The sequence below is a fragment of the Paenibacillus sp. FSL H8-0332 genome (assembly GCF_037963835.1).
GTDB classification, from domain to species: Bacteria; Bacillota; Bacilli; order Paenibacillales; family Paenibacillaceae; genus Paenibacillus_AQ; species Paenibacillus_AQ rhizoplanae.
The window spans coordinates 332,740-353,971 of the sequence record NZ_CP150145.1; the positions used below are offsets into that span (position 1 = coordinate 332,740).

Below are 21,232 nucleotides of genomic sequence, written 5' to 3' on the forward strand. Positions count from 1 at the left end.
CGACTTATTCTACCGGTTGAGCCGCTTCCGAAGCTGTAGCATCTGCCAGCATCTGGCGGAGGACTGTCTGCAGAATACCGCCATTGCGGTAGTAGTCGATGTCTACGGTACTATCGAGACGGGCAATGACCGGGAAGTCGAACTGGGTGCCGTCTTCACGGGTAGCAGTGACTGTCAGCTCCTGTCCGGGAAGGACATGGTTGTCAAGACCGGTAATGTCGAAGGTCTCGCGTCCGGTCAGCCCCATGCTGCTCCAGCCATGGCCTTCCTGGAACTGCAGCGGCAGCACGCCCATGCCGACGAGATTACTGCGGTGAATCCGCTCGAAGCTCTCGGCGATGACGGCTTTGACTCCAAGCAGGAGTGTACCCTTGGCGGCCCAGTCACGGGAGCTGCCTGTGCCGTATTCTTTACCGGCGATGACGATCAGATTCTGTCCGGCGGCCTGGTACAGCATGGAGGCATCGTAGATCGACATGACCTCGTCGCTTGGCAGGAAGGTGGTTACACCGCCCTCTGTTCCAGGCGCCACTGCATTGCGGATACGGATGTTGGCGAAGGTACCGCGCATCATCACCTCATGATTCCCGCGGCGTGAGCCGTAGGAGTTGAAGTCGGCGCGTTCCACGCCATGGCCCCGCAGATATTCTCCGGCTGGACCGGAGGTGGAGATATTCCCGGCCGGTGAGATATGGTCGGTAGTGACGGAATCGGCAAGCAGTGCAAGCACACGGGAATTTTTAATGTCCTTAATGTCAGAGACACCGTCTGCCAGATGCTCGAAGAATGGCGGATTCTGAATGTAAGTGGAGTTGTTATCCCATTCATACAGCTCGCCTTCCGGTACCGGAATGTTATTCCAGCGTTCATTGGCTGTGAATACATTCTCATATTTGCTGCGGAACATTTCCGGACTGAGCGAGAGCGCTACGGCTTCGCGGATCTCGGCTGTAGTCGGCCAGATATCGGCCAGGAAGACAGGCTCACCCTGCGGGTCATAGCCCAGCGGCTCGGTCTTCAGGTCAATATTCACCGTGCCGGCCAGGGCGTAGGCGACAACCAGGGGCGGTGAAGCCAAGTAGTTGGCTTTGACCTGGGCATGCACACGGCCCTCGAAGTTACGGTTCCCGGATATTACAGCGGCAACGGTCATATCATGTTCTGTAATCGCTTCGCTGACTTCATCCGGCAGCGGGCCGGAGTTACCGATACAAGTGGCGCAGCCGTAGCCAGCCAGGTAGAAGCCGAGCGCTTCCAGCGGCTTCAGCAGATCTGCCTTCTGCAGATATTCCGTAACGACCAGCGATCCGGGCGTCAGACTGCTTTTGACATAGCCGGGTTTGGTCAGACCGCGTTCTACGGCCTTCTTGGCTAACAATCCCGCTCCCAGCATAACGCTCGGGTTGGAGGTGTTCGTACAGCTCGTGATGGCTGCAATGACAACGGCTCCTGTGCTGAGCTTGCTGGAGCTTCCGTTCTTGTGCTGTATCTCAACCTCTTGGGCAATCTTCTCATCGCTGAGGCCATAGCCGCCCTTATCAACAGGTGTACGGATAATACCTTCGAAATTCTCCTTCATATGGGTAAGCTCTACCCGGTCCTGCGGACGCTTCGGTCCAGCCAGGCTGGGAACCACAGAAGCCAGATCCAGCTCAATGATATCGCTGAATGCAGGGTCCGGTGTCTCTGCGGTGCGGAACATCCCCTGCGCCTTATAATAATCCCCTACCAGCTCTACCAGCTCATCCGGACGTCCGGTGCTGCGCAGATAGGCCAGTGTCTCCTCATCTACAGGGAAGAAGCCGATCGTAGCGCCATATTCAGGAGCCATGTTGGCTACTGTCGCACGGTCTGCCAGACTGATGTTAGCCAGACCCGGACCGTAGAATTCGACGAATTTGCCGACTACGCCTTTTTTGCGCAGCATCTGGGTAACGGTGAGGGCCAGGTCGGTAGCCGTAGCGCCTTCCATCAGACTGCCGGTCAGCTTGAAGCCGACGACATCCGGGGTAACGAAATAGAGCGGCTGTCCGAGCATGCCTGCCTCAGCCTCTATTCCGCCAACGCCCCAGCCTACTACTCCAAGACCGTTGATCATTGTAGTATGAGAGTCCGTGCCGACCAGGGAATCCGGATAAACTACCGTTTCTCCGTCGATAACCTTAGTGGTGGCTACAGAGGCCAGATACTCCAGGTTAACCTGATGCACAATCCCTGTTGCCGGCGGAACCGCACGGAAGTTATTGAAGGCGGTCTGAGCCCAGCGCAGGAAGCGGTAACGTTCCTCATTACGCTCGAATTCAACATTCATATTATATTCCAGTGCATCGGCCGTTCCGAACGCATCAACCATAACCGAATGGTCAATAACAAGGTCAACCGGTACAAGCGGATTAATCTTCTTGGGGTCGCCGCCCGCCTTCTTGACGGTATCGCGCATAGCTGCGAGATCGACAACTACAGGCACGCCGGTGAAATCCTGCAGGACGATGCGGGCCGGAATGAACGGGATTTCCTTATTGCGGTCAATGCCGCCCGACCAGTTGGCGAGCTGCTTGACATGTTCTTCAGTAATCGCCCGTCCGTCATATTGGCGGACAGCTGCTTCGAGTAATACCTTAATGGAGAATGGCAGGGAGGAAATATCGCCTGCGCCTTGCTCTTCCAGAGCGTTCAAATGATAGTAGCGATAAGTTTTGCCACCTGAGTTCAGGTTCTTGGCCAATGAAAAATGGTCCTTGCTTGGCATATATGCGCCTCCTCGTTTCATCTGGTGAAACTACATTTCATAATTCCTATACTTTAAGTATAACGTTTACAATAGGGGGAGTAAAGTTTTTTTTGCTCTGCTATTGTCAGGTATATTCAGGGTTTCCAGTGATGCATTGACCCCCCTGGTCCCGGACTTCCTTGCAGTTAAATCACTCCCGCTTCCGTATAGGTGCAAGCAATCCTTCATATACATAGGACAGCGGCCATTACGGCGGTAATCCTTGAAGGAATATTCATAGCTTACATCATATACATTCTTATCTTTAAACGAAAGGGCGGAGTATGAATGGAGCAGCAGTGGAAGAAAAGTCTCTATGTCTATGTGGACCAGCTGAATAAGGGGCGGGTTGCACCTGGCGCCGAGCCGCGCCATACCTCGATCAGGGACCCGCGGTTCCTGGACGAACAGCGGGCGCGTTCCCGCCGGATCGCCCAGTGGTACAGCCGGCGGGGCATTACTCCGCTGCGCGGGGAGACGGGGGTGCGGACGCTGCGGACCGTGCGGCAGAATCCTGCCGAGGTGGTCGCCGATGTGGCGCTGCACAGCGCCTTCTATTATGAGAAGGGCGGGATGACGCACCGCGAGGATGTGGTGGAGTCGGAGCGCCTGACCTTTGTACGTGAAAAGGACGGCTGGGAGATTGTGAACGTGGAGCGCCGTGTGCCTGAACGGAGTGGAGTGCGCAAGGTGGTGGAGAAAGATCCGGCTCTGCGTCTCTCGGAGTGGGGGGAGGCTCTGCCCGATCCGCGTCCGTCCCAGCCGCTGCTGAACCGCCGTGTCCTGAAGGGCGCAAGCGGTGCAAGAGAGGTGCGCTACCGCCGGGAGGAAGCCGCAGCCTATGCCGACCTCTGGTGGAAGGAAGGGAATCCGGAGTTCGAGATTTTCGAGGTGGACTGCACCAATTATGTCTCCCAATGTCTCTTTGCAGGGGGAGCGCCTATCAACTATACTGGTAAAAGAGAAACGGGCTGGTGGTACAAAGGTTATAACGGGGCCCAGGAATGGTGGAGCTTCAGCTGGGCGGTCTCCGACAGCCTGAAGCGTTATCTGAGCGGGAGCCGCAGCAGCGGGCTGCGTGCGGAGGTTGTCGAGCGGCCGGAGCAGCTTGAGCTGGGCGACATTATTCAGTATGACTGGGATGGCAACGGACATTACCAGCACAGCACGATTGTTACCGCTTTTGATGCGGGCGGGCTGCCGCTGGTGAATGCGCGGACGGTTAGCAGCCGTCACCGCTTCTGGGATTACAAGGATTCCTACGCCTGGACGGACCGGACGGCTTATCGTTTTTTTCATATTAATGACTATTTATAGATCAGAAAGAGGTTAGGGCATGGGGAACGCTAAGACTACCGTAGGACTGGTGTACGGCGGCAAATCCGGAGAGCATGAGGTATCGCTGCAGACGGCTTATGCGGTTATGAACGCTTTTGACTACGATAAATATGAGATTATTCCGTTCTATATCTCCAAGCAGGGGGTATGGAAGGTTGGTGCAGTGCTGGAGGCTCCCTTCCCCGCGATTGAGCAGCTTAAGCTCTCCGGGGTGGCCGGAGATATGGGCACGGCCCTGAATGCCTTGTTCAGCGGGCTTAGCGGAGGCGAGCAGGTTATAGACGTCATGTTCCCGCTGCTGCACGGCACGAACGGCGAGGACGGCACCATTCAGGGGCTGTTCGAGATGGCGAATATCCCGTACATCGGCGCAGGCGTGCTGGCTTCATCGGCGGGCATGGATAAGGTGGTCATGAAGAAGCTGTTCGGTGAGGCGGGGCTGGAGCAATGTGACTATTGCTATTTCAATGCCGCGAACTGGAGACAACGCAAGCACGAGCTGATTGTAGATCTAGAGGATAAGCTGGGATATCCGGTTTTCGTCAAGCCTGCTAATCTGGGCTCCAGCGTAGGAATCTCCAAGGCCAACGATAAGGAAAGTCTGATCAAGGCTGTGGATTATGCCTTCCGCTATGACACGAAGGTGATCATTGAGGAATTCGTGGATGCGCGCGAAGTGGAGGTGGCCGTACTCGGCAATGAGGAGCCGGAGGCTTCGGTTCCGGGTGAAATCGTCTCTTCTGGTGAATATTATGATTATGCGGCCAAGTACACGGACGGTAAATCACAGATGCTGATTCCGGCACCTGTCGATCCTGAGGTAGCGGACCGTCTGCGCGAGTCGGCTATACTGGCCTTCAAGGCTATTGAGGGCAGCGGAATTACCCGGGCCGACTTCTTCCTGCGGAAGTCTGACGGCAAGATTCTTATTAATGAAGTGAATACCATGCCTGGCTTCACCCCGTTCAGCATGTATCCGCTGCTGTGGCGTGAGACCGGTGTGTCCTATAAAGCGCTGCTGGACCGTATGATCGGGCTGGCGCTGGAGCGTTACCGGTTCAGACAGGGCCTGAAGTACGATAATGAATAAACCACGGTGATCGGCGGGAGCATTCCGGCCGGGAAGGAGAGAGAAGCATGGGGTTTCAATCAGAATTCAATTCGGTGTGCAAGTTCAAGAATGAGCAGGAGCTGTACGAACTGCTGGAGTACGGACGTACCAAGATGGTGAAGCAGGGCTTCCGTGTCTATCCGACCGGTCAGAAGGTCATCGCCTATAATCCGCAGAATGTTGCGGTGGCGATTGTCAAAATTTCCGCGTCGATTGCAGAAATTAATTTTCAGGGCAACGAAGTTACGGCGGTGGAAATGGATCTGGTCCGTAAGCTGAATGAGGAAGAGTCACGTGTACAGACGGCTCTTGCCTACGAGATGTTCTTCGGGGAAGAGGGATGATTGTCCGCTTCGGCTATGTCGCCATGTCTACGGTGATCCCGGACTGCTCTCCCTCCAAAACGATGACTATGGCAACCTTCAACAAGCTGGGCGACCGGGAAGCGGGCCTTCGCAAGCTGGAATCCATCGCCCGGATGAATCTGCATAATACGCTCCGTCTGCTGAAGCATAATGTCGGCTCGGATATTAAGGTCTACAGGCTTACTTCCAAGCTTGTTCCGCTGGCAACCCATCCTGATCTCGCAGACTGGAATCCCCTCGCTGCTCTTGCGGAGGAATTCGCAGAGGTGGGCAGCTATGTGAAGAAGCACGGGCTGCGCGTCAGCTTCCACCCGGATCACTTCACGGTGCTGAGCACACCGCGGCCGGAGGTGCTTGTAAGCTCCATCCGCGATCTGCAGCATCATACGGACATGCTCGAAGCGATGGGTCTGCCGGCGACGGCTAAGAGCAATATCCATATTGGCGGTGCTTACGGGGACAAGCCTCTGTCTGCGCAGCGCTTCTGTGAGCAATGCTCCGCACTGCCGCTTGCGCTTAGAGAGCGAATGACACTGGAGAACGACGACAAGACGTTCAACGCGGTAGAGACGTTGGAGGTCTGCCGCAGGATGGAGCTGCCGATGGTGCTGGATATCCATCACCAATGGGTCAACAATGAGGGCGAGCTTCCGTGGGAGCTGTGGCCGGAGATCCGGAAGACATGGACAAGCCCCCTGGCGCTGAAGGATGTGCTGCCCGGCGGGCAGCTGCCGCCGAAGATTCATGTGTCCAGCCCGCGCAGCCCGTCTGATCCGCGCAGCCATGCCGATGGCGTAGAGCCGGCACCGCTGGTCGCTTTTCTGAAACGGATTGCTGCGGATACTCCGGCTGTAGATGTGATGATTGAGGCGAAGCTCAAGGATGGCGCCTTGTTTGGTCTGATGGAGGAGATGAAGGGACTGGCTGAGGGCGGGAATGGAATTATGGTACTAAACGGAGCCAGCGTGAATATAGAACCATAACTGGCAAAAAACATGACGGTTAGGCCTTGTAACGGCGTCAGTCATGACTTGATAAGTCGGCTGAAATGAGTTACGTTGGAAGAAAGTTGAGCAGTCATGTTCTAAGGCAGTGAAATGGGTATCCTGCGGAAACAGCGTTCCTAGGGAGAACAATCATGCTCAAAGAAAGCGGAGTGAAGAGATGAGTCCTGTAAGTCCTGATAACCGAAATGAACGGGAGCCCTATGTAGTTACAAGCAAGGGACATACGGCGGCAGCCATCAATGCTGCGGCCAAAGCGGGGGAATGGATCAAGAGCAGACAAGGCCAGGTGAAGGAGCTGGGCAGCAAGACATCGGCCCAGGATCTGGTCACGGAGGTCGATAAAGGTGTGGAGCAAATGATCCGCCGGCTGATCCTGACCCATTATCCCGACCATGCCATCCTTGGCGAGGAGGGTGTTCTGCCCGGTGCGGATGCACTGACGGCCGCCTTAGATGAAGCGCGGGAACATGATTATCTGTGGATTGTCGATCCAATAGACGGCACAACCAATTTCGTGCACGGCTTCCCGTTCTATTGCGTGTCGATTGCTCTGGTGGTCAAGGGCGAGCTTACGGTAGGCGTGATCTATGATCCGACCCGGGACGAGATGTTCGTAGCCGAGAAGGGAAAAGGCGCATACATGCACGGGATTCCTACGAAGGTATCAGCGGAGACACTGCCGGGCAACAGCCTGATTGCCATGGGCTTCCCGCCGGACCGTGTGGTGGCTCAGCCGGCGAATATGGCCGGGCTGCAGCAGATTCTGCCACAGGTTCGCGGCATTCGTGCCGGCGGCTCGGCAGCACTGCATCTGGCTTATGTTGCTGCCGGACGAGTGGATGGGTATTGGGAGGTTGGGCTAAGTCCCTGGGACTGCGCGGCCGGAGTACTGCTGGTGTTGGAATCCGGCGGTAAGGTCACGGATACGCAGGGCGATCCCTATGATATTAGTACACGCCATGTAGTCGCAAGCAATGGACGAATCCATGATTATCTGGTAACTTCCTTGCAGGCCGCAGATGCCACAGGCTTCAAGAAGCAGTAGGAGGGCTTACATTGTTATGAATGAGAATGATGATCTGGAGCGTAGGCTAAGTGAGCTTCTGGAGGACGGCGAGATGGAGCAGGCGGACCGGCAGGCCAAGGAGATCCGTCAGATTTCGCCCAAGTATGAGATTCGCATACAGACTACGCTCGATCCTATAGTCGAAGAGACGCTTCGTTACCGCAAAATCGCCTATGAGCTGGATGACCGGTATGATAAATATGTGAAGCGCTCAGGCCAGGCAAGCGGTCCGCCAAGCACTGGCGGCCAGAAGAAATCTTCAGAATCCGGCAGCGGAGAGCAATAAGCTGCTGTTATCCACAGGAGCGGTTTTCCGAATCATCGGGAGACCGCTCTTTTTGTGCAAAGATAAGCCGCTGAAGCGCTACCGACTCAAGTGGAAACGGCGTTGCCTTCCTTTTAAAGGACGGTACCGTTTCAGCGAGAAATAGAAGGATCATTTATAGCGTGAAACATATAATTCTTATATTTATAAAAAGACGGCAAAGCTGTTTCCACAGGAGCTGGGCGGGATGTTAGAATAGAATTATATTAATTTAGGAGGAATACGATGCTGAAGACATGGAGAAGGTTAATATCAGCTTCTGCTAGCGGACTGCTGTTGTTCACCGTATTAATCAATGTGCATGCAGGTCCGGCGGATGCCGCAGCGGCAGCCGTGGCGCAAGGAACAGAGCAGGATGTCTTTCGCATCGTGGCACTTGGAGATTCCATTACTGCCGGGTATGAGCCAGGGATGACTGATCCCAGCGTGAAGCCGTACGGATATGCTGAGAGATTACTGGAGCAAGGCTGGTATCACGGCAGAAGTGAGCTTAAGAATTACGGCATCTTGGGCCTTAGGTCAGCGGGACTGCTTCAATATACGGGAGCTATTAAGGACAATGCGGCCATTACGCCGGAGGCTATTCAGCCGGGGCTGTCTGATCCGCGTATCGGACAGTTTGCTGCTCTGGCCCCGCAGATTAGAACGGAGCTCGCTGCGGCGGATCTGATTACCATTACCATCGGCGGCAATGATGTCAGCAGCCTGTTCTTGAATTACAAGACGCTGACCGATGCTGATTTCGCATCCCAGCTTGAGGAGCGTCTGACGGAATACAACATGAATGTAACAGCGCTGCTGAAGAATATCCGGGAAGTGAATCCGCAGGCAACCATTCTGCTGGCCGACCAGTATCAGCCTGCTCCGCGAATCGCCCTGGGGGCTTCGTATGACAAGCTGATGAATGCGGCTGCACAGTTCACCATCGCGGCGGAGAATATCGCGGCTACCCTGAACCAGGCAGGTGCTCCTCTGAAGGTGGCTCATGTAGCCGCAAAGTTCGCCGGGGTAGAGGGATCGCTTACCCATATCATCGGGGCCGGGGCGGCAGACTTCCATCCTACGCAGCTTGGATATGAACGGATTGCCACTGTATTCGCTGAACTGCAATGGGGGGAATACCGTATGCCGGCAGTAACGGCGATGGCTTCAGAGACGGCGCCAATGTCCATCGTGGTGAAGGGGAAGGAACTGAATACGCCTAATAAGCCGATTCTGAAGAACGGGCAGAATTTTCTGGCGCTGAAGGATATTCTGAATGCGGCCTCGGCAACAGGCAAATGGGATAACAAAACCTCCAGTGCGACCGTAACTTACGGCGGAAGAACGGTAGTTATTACGATCGGCTCGAAAACTATGAAGGTTAACGGTGCGGATGTGGCGATCGATACCCCGGCATTTCTTCAAAAGGTTGGCAAAGAGGATAAAACCTATCTTCCGCTCGCCGCCCTCGCTACCGGTCTTGGTTTCGATGTGAATTACAGCAGTAAGCTGCGTACAGCCTTCATTAACCCATAATCAAGCATAATTTAACCATGTGCAGTATCAAATCAGACCCGTAACGGAAAAGGTGGATGAATCCAGTTGTCTAGTACAAAATTTAATGCTGAGTATATCATCTTGATGGATGATATCGTACGGGAAGGCGACCCTGTACTGCGTGCGGTAACGGAACCCGTACATTTGCCGCTGCAGGAGGAGGACCGCGGTGCGCTGAAGAGCATGATGCAGTTCCTGAAAAATAGTCAGGATGCCGAGATGTCTGCCAAGTATAAACTGCGTTCAGGAGTGGGCTTATCCGCCAATCAGATCGGACTATCGAAGCGGATGTTTGTCATGTATTTGAAGGACGATAATGGCAAGAATGTGGAATATACCTGGGTGAATCCCAAGATCATCAGCCATTCGATGGCAATGGTCTATCTGCCGGAGAGCGAAGGCTGCCTGTCTGTTGACCGGCCGGTGCACGGATTCGTACCGCGTTATGAGTCTGTGAAGGTCAGGGGCTTTGATCTGAACGGCGAGGTGATTACCCAGAAATTCAAGGGCTATCAGGCCATCATCATCCAGCATGAGATGGATCACCTGGACGGAATGATGTTCTATGACCGGATCAATCCGCAGAACCCGTTCAAGCTTCCGCAGGATGTAGAGATCCGCAGTCTCTATGAGCAGAAGGGCAAGTAGCGGTGGATATGAATATTGAGGGATTACCGTTGACCCTTCTCTACACAGGGTTGGCCTTCGTCATCGCCCTGGTGTTCATCTACAGGATGAGACAAGGAACCTTTCACAAGCACCTGATGTCCGAAGCAGCTATCGTAATAAGCTATATAGTGGTCGCCTTCACAGGCGGGAGCATGCCGCTGGCCGTAAGGTTGGTGACACCGCTTGTGGTGGCGGCGTTGTTTGTGTATGGGCGTTACTCAGATGAATCTTAATCTTAACTAAGCAAAAGGCTGCCCCAGGAAGTCATTATCTGACTCTTGGGACAGCCTATTCTTATAGTTGAGCGATTACTTCTCCGCAGCCATTGCCGCGAACGAAGCCTCTGCCGCCTCCAGGGTGAGGTCGATGTCAGCGTCCGTGTGGGCTGTGGTCAGGAACCACGCCTCATATTTGGACGGGGCCAGGTTGATGCCCCGGCTCAGCATGTGCCGGAAGAAGCTGGCGAACATTTCACCGTCGGTATCCTGCGCCTCTTCATAATTCGTAATAGGATGGCTGCAGAAATGCGTGGAGAATGCGCCGCGAATCCGGTTGATGGTGAGCGGAATGCCGTGACGGTCAGCGGATGCCTGAAGTCCTTCGGTCAGGCGGATGGCCAGCCGCTCCATCTCGTCATAGACGCCTTCCGCGCTAAGCACCTCCAGGCAGGCAATCCCTGCCGAGATCGAAGCGGGGTTACCGGCCATCGTGCCGGCCTGATACGCAGGACCGAGCGGAGCGACCTGCTCCATGACATGCTTGCGGCCGCCGTAAGCACCGATGGGCAGCCCGCCGCCGATGATTTTGCCCAGGGCCGTAAGATCGGGAATAATCTCCTCATGCCCGGCAAGACCGGCATAGGTCTGTGTGGAGCCATAGTGGAAACGGAAGGCGGTGATTACTTCATCATAGATAACCAGGGAGCCGTTCTCATGCGTCAGCTTACACAGGCCTTGCAGGAAGCCGGGGTGCGGCATCACCATACCGAAGTTGCCGACAATCGGCTCAACCATCACGGCAGCCACATCCTGGCCCCATTTCTCCAGCGCTTTACGCAGGGCGTCCAGATCATTGAAGGGAACGGTAATGACCTCCTGGGCGATGCTGGCCGGAACGCCTGCGCTGTCCGGGATACCCAGTGTCGATGGACCTGAACCTGCGGCTACAAGCACAAGATCAGAGTGGCCGTGATAACAACCGGCGAATTTGATGATTTTGCTGCGCTTGGTGTAGGCGCGGGCGACGCGGATGGTCGTCATGACGGCTTCTGTACCGGAGTTGACGAAGCGTACCTTGTCCATCGAGGGAATAGCTTCCTTCAGCATCTTGGCCAGCTTGATCTCAAGCCGGGTTGGCGTTCCGTAGAGCAGTCCGTTCTGCGCGGCCTCAGTAATAGCGGCGGTGATATGAGGGTGGGCATGTCCGGTAATGATCGGGCCATAGGCGGCCAGATAATCAATATATTCATTGCCGTCCTCATCCCAAAAGCGTGAGCCTCCGGCGCGTTTCATGAAGACAGGGGCGCCTCCGCCCACGGCCTTGAAGGAGCGGGAGGGGCTGTTCACGCCTCCGACAATATGCTGTAGAGCTTCCTCGTATAACTGTTCTGATGTGCTGCGGTTCATAGGTAATGTTCCTTTCTTCTTGGCTTGCGCCCATGGGAAAGGGCGAACCGCGGCTGATTCCCGCTGTCCGCCCGCCCCGTGTGCCAAGCATGGTTATATTGGAGTTTACTTTGTTCCCGGTGATGCGGAAGGGCTGCTGCCCGGTGAAGCCTCTGCTCCAGGAGTTGGCGATGGTTCTGGGGCAGTGAGCGTATCCTCTACGAACTGCTTCAGAGCCTTCTCGCTGCTGAAGCTGATCACCTGGGAGCCGTCCTTGAGGGTCTTCTCCCGGATCAGATTCATCGGCGGAATCTGCGCGCTGCCGCCCATAGAGCTGTCATAGCCTACCGCGCCGAGCTTCCACATGTCGCTAATATCCAGATTCGTGTCAATATAAGGTGTAACCTCACCTAGAATGGTCGGCAGCTTGATAATGGAGGTGGTGCTGATCACCTTATCTGCTACAGCCTTAAGGAAGCCGCGCTGGCGCTCTGTCCGGGTGAAATCGGAGGTCGCGTCATGACGGAAGCGCACATACTGCAGCGCCATTTTGCCATCCAGGTGCTGGAAGCCCTTCTTGAGATCGATATCGAACTCAGGCCCGTCCGCCTTGGTGGTATAACGCATATCCTTCTCGACCTCATAATCCACACCACCTACAGCATCCACCAGCTTCATGAAGCCCTGGAAATCGGTATAGACATAATATTGAATCGGGATACCGAGCAGGTCGCTTACCGTCTGCATGGCCGTATTGGGTCCATAAGTAATGGCGGCATTGATCCGCTGGGTCCCGTGGTCTGGAATATCAACATACGTATCGCGCAGAATAGAGAAGACATAGAATTTCTTCTTCACCGGGTCCAGAGAGGCCACCAGCATCGTATCCGAACGCGGCACTTCGCCCTTCTTCACCCCGCGCGCATCCACGCCCATGAGCAGGATATTGACCGGCTCTGTGCCCTCCCATACAGGGGGCTTAACCGCCTCCGCCGAAGCTGTGGGAACATTGGCGAACGGAGAATCTTCACCTGTCTTGTGGAGGTTATCGAGCTGATTGTAAATGGCAGTGAAATAGTAAACCAGACCTCCGATGATTAAAAGGAGTATGATTGCCAGAGTCCAGAGCAGCGTTTTCTTCTTTGACTTGCCGGCTTTGGCGTGCCGGTTCTTTCTTGGTGGCATTTCGTTCGTCCTTTCCAGTTCACATTCTCTACATTATAATTTCTTTTGGGAAGACACGCAATTTCAGAAATCAACAACTACTTTACGAGGAGTGAATAATAAATGAGTATCACAGTAGGCGACAAGGTTCCGGACTTCACAATCCCTGCCTCAACAGGGGGCAACATCAGCTTGGGCGATTATCGCGGCAGTAAGGTGCTGCTCTACTTCTATCCCAAGGACAGTACCTCAGCCTGCACCCAGGAGGCCTGCGATTTCCGTGATGCCCACGACACGATTGCCGCGAATGGGGCGGTTGTCCTTGGAATCAGCGCCGATCCGCTTTCCTCACACAGCAAATTTATTGCAAAGAACAGTCTGCCCTTTCCGTTATTGTCCGATGAGGAACATGTGGTGAGCGAATTGTTCGGGGTATGGCAGCTTAAGAAGCTCTACGGCAAGGAATTTATGGGCATTGTCCGCTCTACTTTTCTGATTGATGAGGAAGGGATTCTGAGAGCGGAGTGGCGAAAAGTCAGAGTGAAGGGCCATGTGGAGGCCGCATTAGAACAAATCGTGAAATAATTAAGTATGCTGGTAAATAATTGTATTTGTCTGTTACTTTTCTAACAGCTATAGCCAGGCTCACTCGTGATATAGTTGCCTCATATTACTTCAAATTTGGAGCAAGGTATGGGGGATGGCATGAAGAGACTGCGTATTGGGCTTGACGTCGGATCAACTACAGCCAAATTGGTGGTTATGGAACGAAATACAATTATTTATCAGGATTATGTTCGTCATTTCAGTGATATAAAAAAAGCGGCGATCGCCCTACTGTCCGATGTACAGCAACGATTCCCCGATAGTGAAGCAGCACTCACCGTCAGCGGTTCCTCCGGGTTGTCCTTATCCAAGCTGGGGGAGATTCCGTTTGTCCAGGAGGTCATTGCCTGCACGAAGGCGATCAGCGGACGGATTCCGGAATGTGATACCGCGATTGAGCTGGGCGGGGAGGATGCCAAAATCATCTATCTCAGCGGCGGCATTGAGCAGCGGATGAACACAGCCTGTGCAGGCGGTACAGGGGCATTCATCGATCAGATGGCCTCTCTGCTGCAGACGGACCCTGCGGGTCTGAATGAGCTTGCTGTGAAGCATGAGCGGATCTATCCCATCGCTTCGCGCTGCGGAGTATTTGCCAAGAGCGATGTACAGCCGCTGCTGAATGAAGGGGCGCGGCGCGAGGATGTGGCGGCCTCGATCTTCCAGAGCATTGTGAACCAGACGATCAGCGGCTTGGCCTGCGGGCGGCCGATCCGTGGGCGTGTTGCTTTTCTCGGGGGACCGCTGACCTTCTTGTCCGCTCTGCGGGACCGGTTCACTGAGACGCTCGGGCTGAAGGAGGACGAGGTGCTGTTCCCCGAGCACTCGCAATATTTCGTTGCCATCGGTTCGGCGCTTGCCGGGTCAGATCCCATATTCCTGCCGCTGAACGGCTGGATTGCCCGGATCATGGCTGTAGACTTCTCGCAGGACCGCGCTGAGGATGCGGAGCTGGCGCCGCTGTTCAGAGCGCCGGATGATCTGGCGCAGTTCAGACTCCGTCACGGTCAGGCGACAGCACCGCGTTCCGCGCTGGCTGCTTACCAGGGGCCGGTCTATCTCGGCATTGATGCAGGCTCTACCACGACAAAGCTGGTAGTTACCGGAGCGGCGGATGAGATTCTGCATACCTTCTACGGAAGCAATGGAGGGAATCCGCTGCAGTCGGTTACGGATGCTTTGAAGGACATTTACCGGATCCTGCCCTCAGGCTGCTATATAGCTGGAGCTTACGCAACCGGTTATGGAGAGGGTCTGGTCAAGGCGGCGCTGCGGATGGATGGCGGGGAAGTAGAGACAGTTGCCCATTACAAGGCAGCCTCCCGGTTCATGCCGGAGGTCGACTTCATCCTCGATATCGGCGGCCAGGACATGAAGTGCATCAAGATCCGCGGGGGAGCCATCGACAGCCTGATGCTTAATGAAGCCTGCTCGGCAGGCTGCGGCTCCTTCCTGGAGAGCTTCGCTTCCGCCCTGGAGCTTGGAATAGAAGAGTTCGCCGCTGCGGCGCTCGAATCGAAGGGACCGGTGAATCTCGGCTCACGCTGTACCGTGTTTATGAATTCCAAGGTGAAGCAGGTCCAGAAGGAGGGGGCGACACTTGCCGATCTCTCGGCCGGGTTGGCCTATTCCGTGGTGAAGAATGCGCTGCAAAAGGTGATCAAGATCCGTAATCCCGAGGATTTGGGCCGGAATATCATCGTTCAGGGCGGCACCTTCTATAATGAGGCTGTCCTGCGGGCCTTTGAGCTGCTGACAGGAAGAACAGTAGTCAGACCCGATATCGCCGGCGTGATGGGTGCTTACGGCTGTGCGCTGATTGCCAGAGAACAGGCTGCGCCGGAAGGAATCAGCACGATTCTGGGACCGGAGGAGCTGGAGACCTTCCAGTATTCAGTCGCTCCAGGCCGCTGCAGCCGCTGTGCCAACAACTGTGCGCTGACCATCAGCCGGTTCCCGGACAAGAGCTTCCATGTGACGGGGAACCGCTGTGAACGCGGCGCAGGCGGCAAGAAAGAGAAGAATACGCTGCCGAATCTGATGCAATACAAATATGAGCGATTCTTCGCCTACGAGGGTCTGCCTGAAGTGGCGGCGGTCCGGGGGACGGTTGGACTTCCGCGCACCATGAATATGTTCGAGAATTACCCGTTCTGGCACACCTTCTTCACCGCACTGCGCTACCGGACCGTGCTGTCTCCGAAGTCCAGTAAGAAGCTGTATGAGAGCGGAATGGATACGATTCCTTCAGAGTCCATCTGCTATCCGGCAAAAATGGCCCACGGACATGTGCAGCAGCTGATCGGCCAAGGTGTGGACTTCATCTTTTACCCGGCGGTGGTGTATGAGAAGAAGGAGGATGATGCGGCGCAGAATCACTTCAACTGCCCGGTGGTTGCCTCCTACCCCGAGGTGATCCGCAATAATATGGACGGCCTGAAGGAGCAGGGGGTTCCGCTGGTTAGCCCGTTCCTGACCTTCGACGATATTCCGGCGCTGACCCGGGTTCTGGCGCGAACCTTCGCCGAGGTGCCTAAGGAGGAGATTGCAGCCGCTGTTCAGGCGGGACTGGCGGAAGCGGAGCAGGCGAAAAACGATGTGCGCACCAAGGGCGAGGAGACGCTGGTCTTCCTCACGGAGACAAGTACGAAGGGAATTCTGCTCTGCGGGCATCCGTATCATGCCGACCCGGAGATCAATCACGGGATTGCCGATATGATTACCGGTATGGGACTTGCGGTGCTGACCGAGGATTCGATCTGCCATCTGGACCGCAGCGAAGGGGATGTTGGCGTGGTGAACCAGTGGACCTATCATGCGCGGATGTACCGTGCAGCCCGGCTGGCGGCGGGAAGAAGTGATCTGGAGCTTGTCCAGCTAACTTCCTTCGGCTGCGGGATTGATGCGATTACCTGCGATGCGGTTCAGGAGATTATGGAGCGCCACAACAAGGTCTACACGCTCATCAAAATCGATGAGATCAGCAATCTCGGAGCCGCGCGGATTCGCCTGCGTTCCCTTCAGGCCGCGATGCGCGAACGCGAGAGGGGCGAGGTTAAGCCGCAGCTGCTCTACAAGCCGCAAGTCAATGTGCCGTTCACCAAAGAAATGAAGGATACCTATACCATCCTTGCTCCGCAGATGTCACCGATTCATTTCGAGCTGTTCGAACGGGTCTTCCAGGGTGCGGGTTATCGGCTGAAGATTCTGAAATCGACCGGTCCGCAGGAGACGGAGGAAGGCCTCCGGTACGTCAACAATGATGCCTGTTATCCGGCGATTGTAACGATCGGGCAGATGCTGTCGGCACTGAAAAGCGGTGACTATGACCCGGACCGGACTGCTGTAATCATGTCGCAGACCGGCGGCGGCTGCCGGGCGACCAACTATATCTCCCTGCTGCGCAAGGCGCTGAAGGATGCTAATCTGGGGCAGATCCCGGTGATCTCCCTGAATGCCTCAGGGATGGAGAATCAGCCGGGCTTCCGCATCAGTCTGAAGCTTGCAAACCGCCTGATTGCAGCAGCCTGTTACGGGGATCTGATGATGCGCCTGCTGCACCGCTTCAGACCGTATGAGGCTGTCCCGGGAAGTGCTGAGGCCTTATTCCGCCGGGGCATGGAGCGCTGCAAGAACAGCCTGTCGAACTTCTCGTTCCGGGAGTATAAGCGGCTAACCCGTGAGATTGTTGCCGAGTTCTCAAGGCTGCCAGTTATCTCAGCAGATAAGCCCAAGGTGGGCATTGTCGGGGAGATTCTGATCAAATTCCATCCGGATGCCAACAACCATATCATCGACATGATTGAGGCGGAGGGCGGAGAGGCCGTGATGCCTGATTTCCTGGACTTTATTTTCTATTGTGTCTACAATCCGATCTACAAGGCTGAGCAATTCGGCAAAAGCAAACGGCTGGGCTATATTAATCCCATGCTGATCTCCTATCTCGAAATCTACCGCAAGCCGGTCAAGGTAGCGCTGGAGCAGGCTGGACTATCCAAAGGCCGGGAGAATATCTACGGTCTGGCCGAGAAGGCAAGCCGCCTCGTGTCGGTCGGCAATCAGATGGGCGAAGGCTGGTTCCTGACGGCGGAAATGATGGATCTATTGGATAACGGGGTGAACAATATTGCCTGCATTCAGCCGTTCGCCTGCCTGCCGAACCATATTACCGGACGCGGGATGATCAAAGGGCTGAAGGAACTGTATCCGGGCGCGAATATAGTCGCCATTGATTATGATGCCGGAGTCAGCGTCGTGAACCAGGCGAACCGCATCAAGCTGATGATGTCGATTGCCAGCGGCATTGCCGCCGGCACCCAGCCGTCAGCGGACGAGGTGGCGCAGCTCTTGCCGGTACTGGCCGGCAGTGTGGGGTGCCAAGGATAGCAGCTTCTGAATATACAGAGCGGACCGGTTATTACGCCGGTCCGCTTTTTTGCCTTCCAGGGCTCAACCCCCATGTGTGCGGAGAACCGAACACAGGGGGCCCGCAGGAGGCAAGTGGAGAGAATGTAGTCGAAAAACCGACTACATTGGATCTGTGTGAGGTGAGTGGGCCGAATGTAGTCGAAAAACCGACTACATGGAGCAGGCACGGAGCACGTGGGCCAAATGTAGTCGAAAAACCGACTACATGGAGCAGGCACGGAGCACGTGGGCCAAATGTAGTCGAAAAACCGACTACATGGAGCAGGCGCGGAGCACATGGGCCAAATGTAGTTGAAAAACCGACTACATGGAGCAGGCGCGGAGCACGTGGGTCAAATGTAGTCGAAAAACCGACTACATGGAGCAGGCGCGGAGCACGTGGGTCAAATCCTCCGGATACCCCGGAGTCACTTCTGGAGCTTCTGCTTCACCCGCATCGCTTTGTTCAGATGGACGAAGTTATGCCGGGTGGCCGGCATCAGTACCTGACCGGCAAAGGTCTTGCCGCCCCAATAATCCATTAGCCACTGCTCGCTGTCGAGTACCGCTTTCTCCTCCCGGACTCTCTCGAACTGCGCCGGAGTTGCCTTCATCCCGAGCTGTCCCGGCTTCAGAGCGGATAGGATGGAACGTGTTCTGCGGGCGACAGCGCGACGGTACTCGGCCAGCGCCTCAAGATTCACCTCTCTGCTGAGTGCAGCGACATCTTGTTCCCTCATCCCGTTGCCGGAATGAGGGAAAGGGATCTGCAGCCTATCTGCAAAGCTCTCTGTATGAAGCACCTGCTCGCGGTCTGCCCCCAGGATGTTCATGGTAATATCCTCTATTCGTGCACTGTGCCACAGATGCCAGACTATAGAATTACGGCTTCCGGGCGTACGCACGGGGTAGCTTCGTAAGGTGGACTCTAACAAACGGTCCCATAGGGAGTCCTCCAGAGTCGTCTGTTCCGCGCTCCTGCCTTCAGAAGCATAGAGGGCTGAGTGCAGCTCCAGAGACAAAGTGACTGCCTTAGCATGCTCATCCGTCAGGGAGATGATCCCCGACAAGATTTTGTGCTGCGCATTCCAGTGATGACGTTGTTCCGTATTCATTATAAACCCCTCTTTTCGTAAAATTCATATCGTGAAAATAAGTGATTTTCAGAAAATTTCTGCAAGAAAACCATTGACGAATAAATAGGTAAATAGTAAAATAGTTCGCATGCGAAGTATTATTGTGCATTATGCTTGTGGAGGGATAAGGCTTGGAAGAAAAGGAAAAGCAACTGGACGATATTCTATCCTCTTTCCGCTGCATTACCCATAATTTCCAGCAGCTTCTGTGGAAGGATGCAGAGGAGCTTAACATCACATCTACCCAGCTGATGGTATTGCGTAAGTTATCCTTGCATCCCGATATCGGGATCACGGAGCTGGCCGATCTTCTGCATCTGGGCAACAGCGCAGCCAGCGGTGTAGTGGACCGGATGGTGAAGGCCGGACTGATTACCAGGGAACGCTCGCAGAGCGACAGACGAATATTCAAGCTGGCAATGACCGAGAAAGGCAAGGAGATCCGTCTGCTCAGCAGACAGTCACTCCGAAGACATTTGCAGCCCTTGGCAGATATTCCTACGGAGGATGTACAGGAGCTGCTGCGGCTGCACGGTGAAATTATCCGAATTCTAGAACAAGGGAGAGACAACAAGAAGCTATGAGTACAATTACAGCCGGTAATGCACCGTCGAAGACGTTCCGCAGAGGCCCAATTATCGCAGCGCTCCTGATCGGCGCCTTCGTGGCGTTATTGAATCAGACACTGATGAATGTGGCACTGCCCAAAATGATGGAGGATCTGAATATCCTCGCCAATACGGCCCAATGGCTGACGACAGGGTTCATGCTGGTCAACGGTGTATTGGTGCCGATCAGCGCCTATCTGGTGGAGAAATTTACAACCCGTCAGCTCTTTACGACAGCAATGATGTTATTTTCGATAGGTACACTGGTGTGTGCAATAGGAACAGGCTTTGAGATGATTATGGTCGGCAGAGTCATTCAGGCCGTGGGTGCCGGAATTCTGATGCCGCTGATGAACATTGTGTTCCTGCGCATCTTCCCGATTGAAGAACGGGGCAAGGCGATGGGCCTGATGGCGGTTGCGATGATTTTTGCTCCGGCAGTCGGACCTACCTTGTCCGGTTGGGTCGTGCAGAATTATTCCTGGCGCGTACTGTTCTACATTGTGCTTCCGCTGGCCATCTTTTCGATGCTGCTCGGTATGAAGACCATGCAGAATGTCGGTAAGCTGACTTCTCCGAAGCTGGATAAACCGGGTGTGATCTTATCGACCCTGGGCTTCGGCGGGCTGCTCTACGGCTTCAGTGACGCCGGAACGGACGGCTGGGGAAGCACGACCGTTATTCTTTGTCTGATCCTGGGTATCGTGTCCCTGGGACTGTTCGTGTGGCGTGAGCTGACAGCGGATAAGCCGCTGCTTGAGTTCCGGATTTTCCGCTACAACATGTTCTCACTGACTACCGTAATCAACATTATTGTCACCATGGCTATGTATGCAGGGATGATCCTGCTGCCGATTTATCTGCAGACGATCCGGGGCTTCACACCGATGGAATCTGGACTGATGCTGCTGCCGGGTGCGATTCTGATGGGTATTATGTCACCGATCACCGGAATTATATTTGATAAAATCGGTGCCAGATGGCTGGCGGTTATCGGCCTTGCCATCACCGCCGTGACGACCTGGGAATTCAGCCAGATCAGCAGCACCACCACCTATACCCACCTGATTCTGACGTATACGGCACGGATGTTCGGCATGTCCATGCTGATGATGCCAATCGTCACCGCCGGTCTGAATCAGTTACCGCAGCGTCTGGCTTCCCATGGTACAGCCATGTCGAACACCCTGCGAACCGTGGGCGGCGCCCTGGGGATGGCCCTGTTCGTCAGCCTGATGACCAACCGTACGAAGAGCAACATTACCGATGCGCTGGTCAGTGGTGCGGTATCCAAGACCGATAAGGCCGCGATGATGAAGCTTACACAGGACGCAACGATTAACGGAATTACCCACGCGTTCGCTGTAGCAACCTGGGTGACTGTTCTTGCCCTGGTGCTGGCCCTGTTCATCCGCAAGACCTCTCCGCAGCCGGACTTCCTGAAGACGGAAGAAGCGGAAGGCGCACAGCCGCAGCCGAACCTGGCGAAATCACAGAGAGCATAATTCTGTATATAG

General features: G+C 55.0%; 17 protein-coding genes. 13 read left to right on the forward strand and 4 right to left on the reverse strand.

Features of this window, described 5'->3' with window-relative positions:
- Positions 1–4: 4 nt before the first annotated feature.
- Entirely contained in the window at positions 5–2,749 is a 2,745-nt protein-coding gene (gene acnA / locus NST43_RS01445) for an aconitate hydratase AcnA (protein WP_339222064.1), read from the reverse strand.
- Positions 2,750–3,058: 309 nt separating this feature from the next.
- Between acnA and NST43_RS01450 the strand changes: the two genes are divergently transcribed.
- From NST43_RS01450 to NST43_RS01490, 9 genes are all read left to right on the forward strand, one after another.
- Positions 3,059–4,087 (forward strand): amidase domain-containing protein, encoded by a 1,029-nt coding sequence (locus NST43_RS01450; RefSeq protein ID WP_339222066.1) that lies wholly within the window; start codon positions 3,059–3,061, stop codon positions 4,085–4,087.
- A gap of 19 nt (positions 4,088–4,106) precedes the next feature.
- Complete coding sequence (locus NST43_RS01455; RefSeq protein WP_339222068.1) at positions 4,107–5,198, forward strand: D-alanine--D-alanine ligase; 1,092 nt, start codon at positions 4,107–4,109, stop codon at positions 5,196–5,198.
- 47 nt (positions 5,199–5,245) lie between these two features.
- Positions 5,246–5,563 carry a hypothetical protein gene (locus NST43_RS01460; protein WP_036700056.1) on the forward strand — a complete coding sequence of 106 codons (318 nt, stop codon included), beginning with the start codon at positions 5,246–5,248 and terminating at the stop codon, positions 5,561–5,563.
- A complete protein-coding gene (gene uvsE, locus NST43_RS01465; RefSeq protein ID WP_209993736.1) occupies positions 5,560–6,567 on the forward strand; it encodes a UV DNA damage repair endonuclease UvsE in 1,008 nt (335 codons plus the stop codon). Before NST43_RS01460 ends, uvsE begins: the two co-directional genes overlap by 4 nt.
- A 181-nt stretch (positions 6,568–6,748) precedes the next feature.
- Positions 6,749–7,636: an inositol monophosphatase family protein gene (locus tag NST43_RS01470; RefSeq protein ID WP_209993737.1), complete on the forward strand. Its 888-nt coding sequence runs from the start codon at positions 6,749–6,751 to the stop codon at positions 7,634–7,636.
- Between the two features lie 16 nt (positions 7,637–7,652).
- The gene (locus NST43_RS01475) at positions 7,653–7,943 is read left to right on the forward strand and encodes a hypothetical protein (RefSeq protein WP_339222071.1); all 291 of its coding nucleotides are present in this window, start codon (positions 7,653–7,655) and stop codon (positions 7,941–7,943) included.
- 264 nt (positions 7,944–8,207) lie between these two features.
- Complete coding sequence (locus NST43_RS01480; RefSeq protein ID WP_339222072.1) at positions 8,208–9,500, forward strand: stalk domain-containing protein; 1,293 nt, start codon at positions 8,208–8,210, stop codon at positions 9,498–9,500.
- A 105-nt stretch (positions 9,501–9,605) separates the two neighbouring features.
- On the forward strand, positions 9,606–10,169 hold the full coding sequence (gene def, locus NST43_RS01485) for a peptide deformylase (protein WP_209993772.1): 564 nt from the start codon (positions 9,606–9,608) through the stop codon (positions 10,167–10,169).
- Between the two features lie 2 nt (positions 10,170–10,171).
- On the forward strand, positions 10,172–10,423 hold the full coding sequence (locus NST43_RS01490; RefSeq protein WP_339222074.1) for a hypothetical protein: 252 nt from the start codon (positions 10,172–10,174) through the stop codon (positions 10,421–10,423).
- Between the two features lie 75 nt (positions 10,424–10,498).
- Here the strand turns inward: NST43_RS01490 and NST43_RS01495 are convergent, their stop codons facing one another.
- Positions 10,499–11,815 (reverse strand): glutamate-1-semialdehyde 2,1-aminomutase, encoded by a 1,317-nt coding sequence (locus NST43_RS01495; RefSeq protein WP_339222076.1) that lies wholly within the window; start codon positions 11,813–11,815, stop codon positions 10,499–10,501.
- Positions 11,816–11,920: 105 nt separating this feature from the next.
- Positions 11,921–12,979, reverse strand: a complete 1,059-nt coding sequence (locus tag NST43_RS01500; RefSeq protein ID WP_339222078.1) for an LCP family protein — start codon at positions 12,977–12,979, stop codon at positions 11,921–11,923.
- 102 nt (positions 12,980–13,081) lie between these two features.
- Here NST43_RS01500 and bcp point away from each other — a divergent pair, with 102 nt between their 5' ends.
- Together bcp and NST43_RS01510 are read left to right on the forward strand one after the other, a co-directional pair.
- A complete protein-coding gene (bcp, locus tag NST43_RS01505) occupies positions 13,082–13,543 on the forward strand; it encodes a thioredoxin-dependent thiol peroxidase (protein WP_339222080.1) in 462 nt (153 codons plus the stop codon).
- Between the two features lie 120 nt (positions 13,544–13,663).
- A complete protein-coding gene (locus NST43_RS01510; protein WP_339222082.1) occupies positions 13,664–17,950 on the forward strand; it encodes an acyl-CoA dehydratase activase-related protein in 4,287 nt (1,428 codons plus the stop codon).
- Between the two features lie 449 nt (positions 17,951–18,399).
- Here NST43_RS01510 and NST43_RS01515 read toward each other — a convergent pair whose 3' ends face one another.
- Positions 18,400–19,086, reverse strand: coding sequence for a DinB family protein (locus NST43_RS01515; RefSeq protein ID WP_339222084.1), 687 nt, complete (start codon positions 19,084–19,086; stop codon positions 18,400–18,402).
- Between the two features lie 152 nt (positions 19,087–19,238).
- Between NST43_RS01515 and NST43_RS01520 the strand changes: the two genes are divergently transcribed.
- Positions 19,239–19,691 carry a MarR family transcriptional regulator gene (locus NST43_RS01520; RefSeq protein ID WP_339222086.1) on the forward strand — a complete coding sequence of 151 codons (453 nt, stop codon included), beginning with the start codon at positions 19,239–19,241 and terminating at the stop codon, positions 19,689–19,691.
- Positions 19,688–21,220, forward strand: a complete 1,533-nt coding sequence (locus NST43_RS01525; protein ID WP_209993748.1) for a DHA2 family efflux MFS transporter permease subunit — start codon at positions 19,688–19,690, stop codon at positions 21,218–21,220. Before NST43_RS01520 ends, NST43_RS01525 begins: the two co-directional genes overlap by 4 nt.
- Positions 21,221–21,232: the final 12 nt, after the last annotated feature.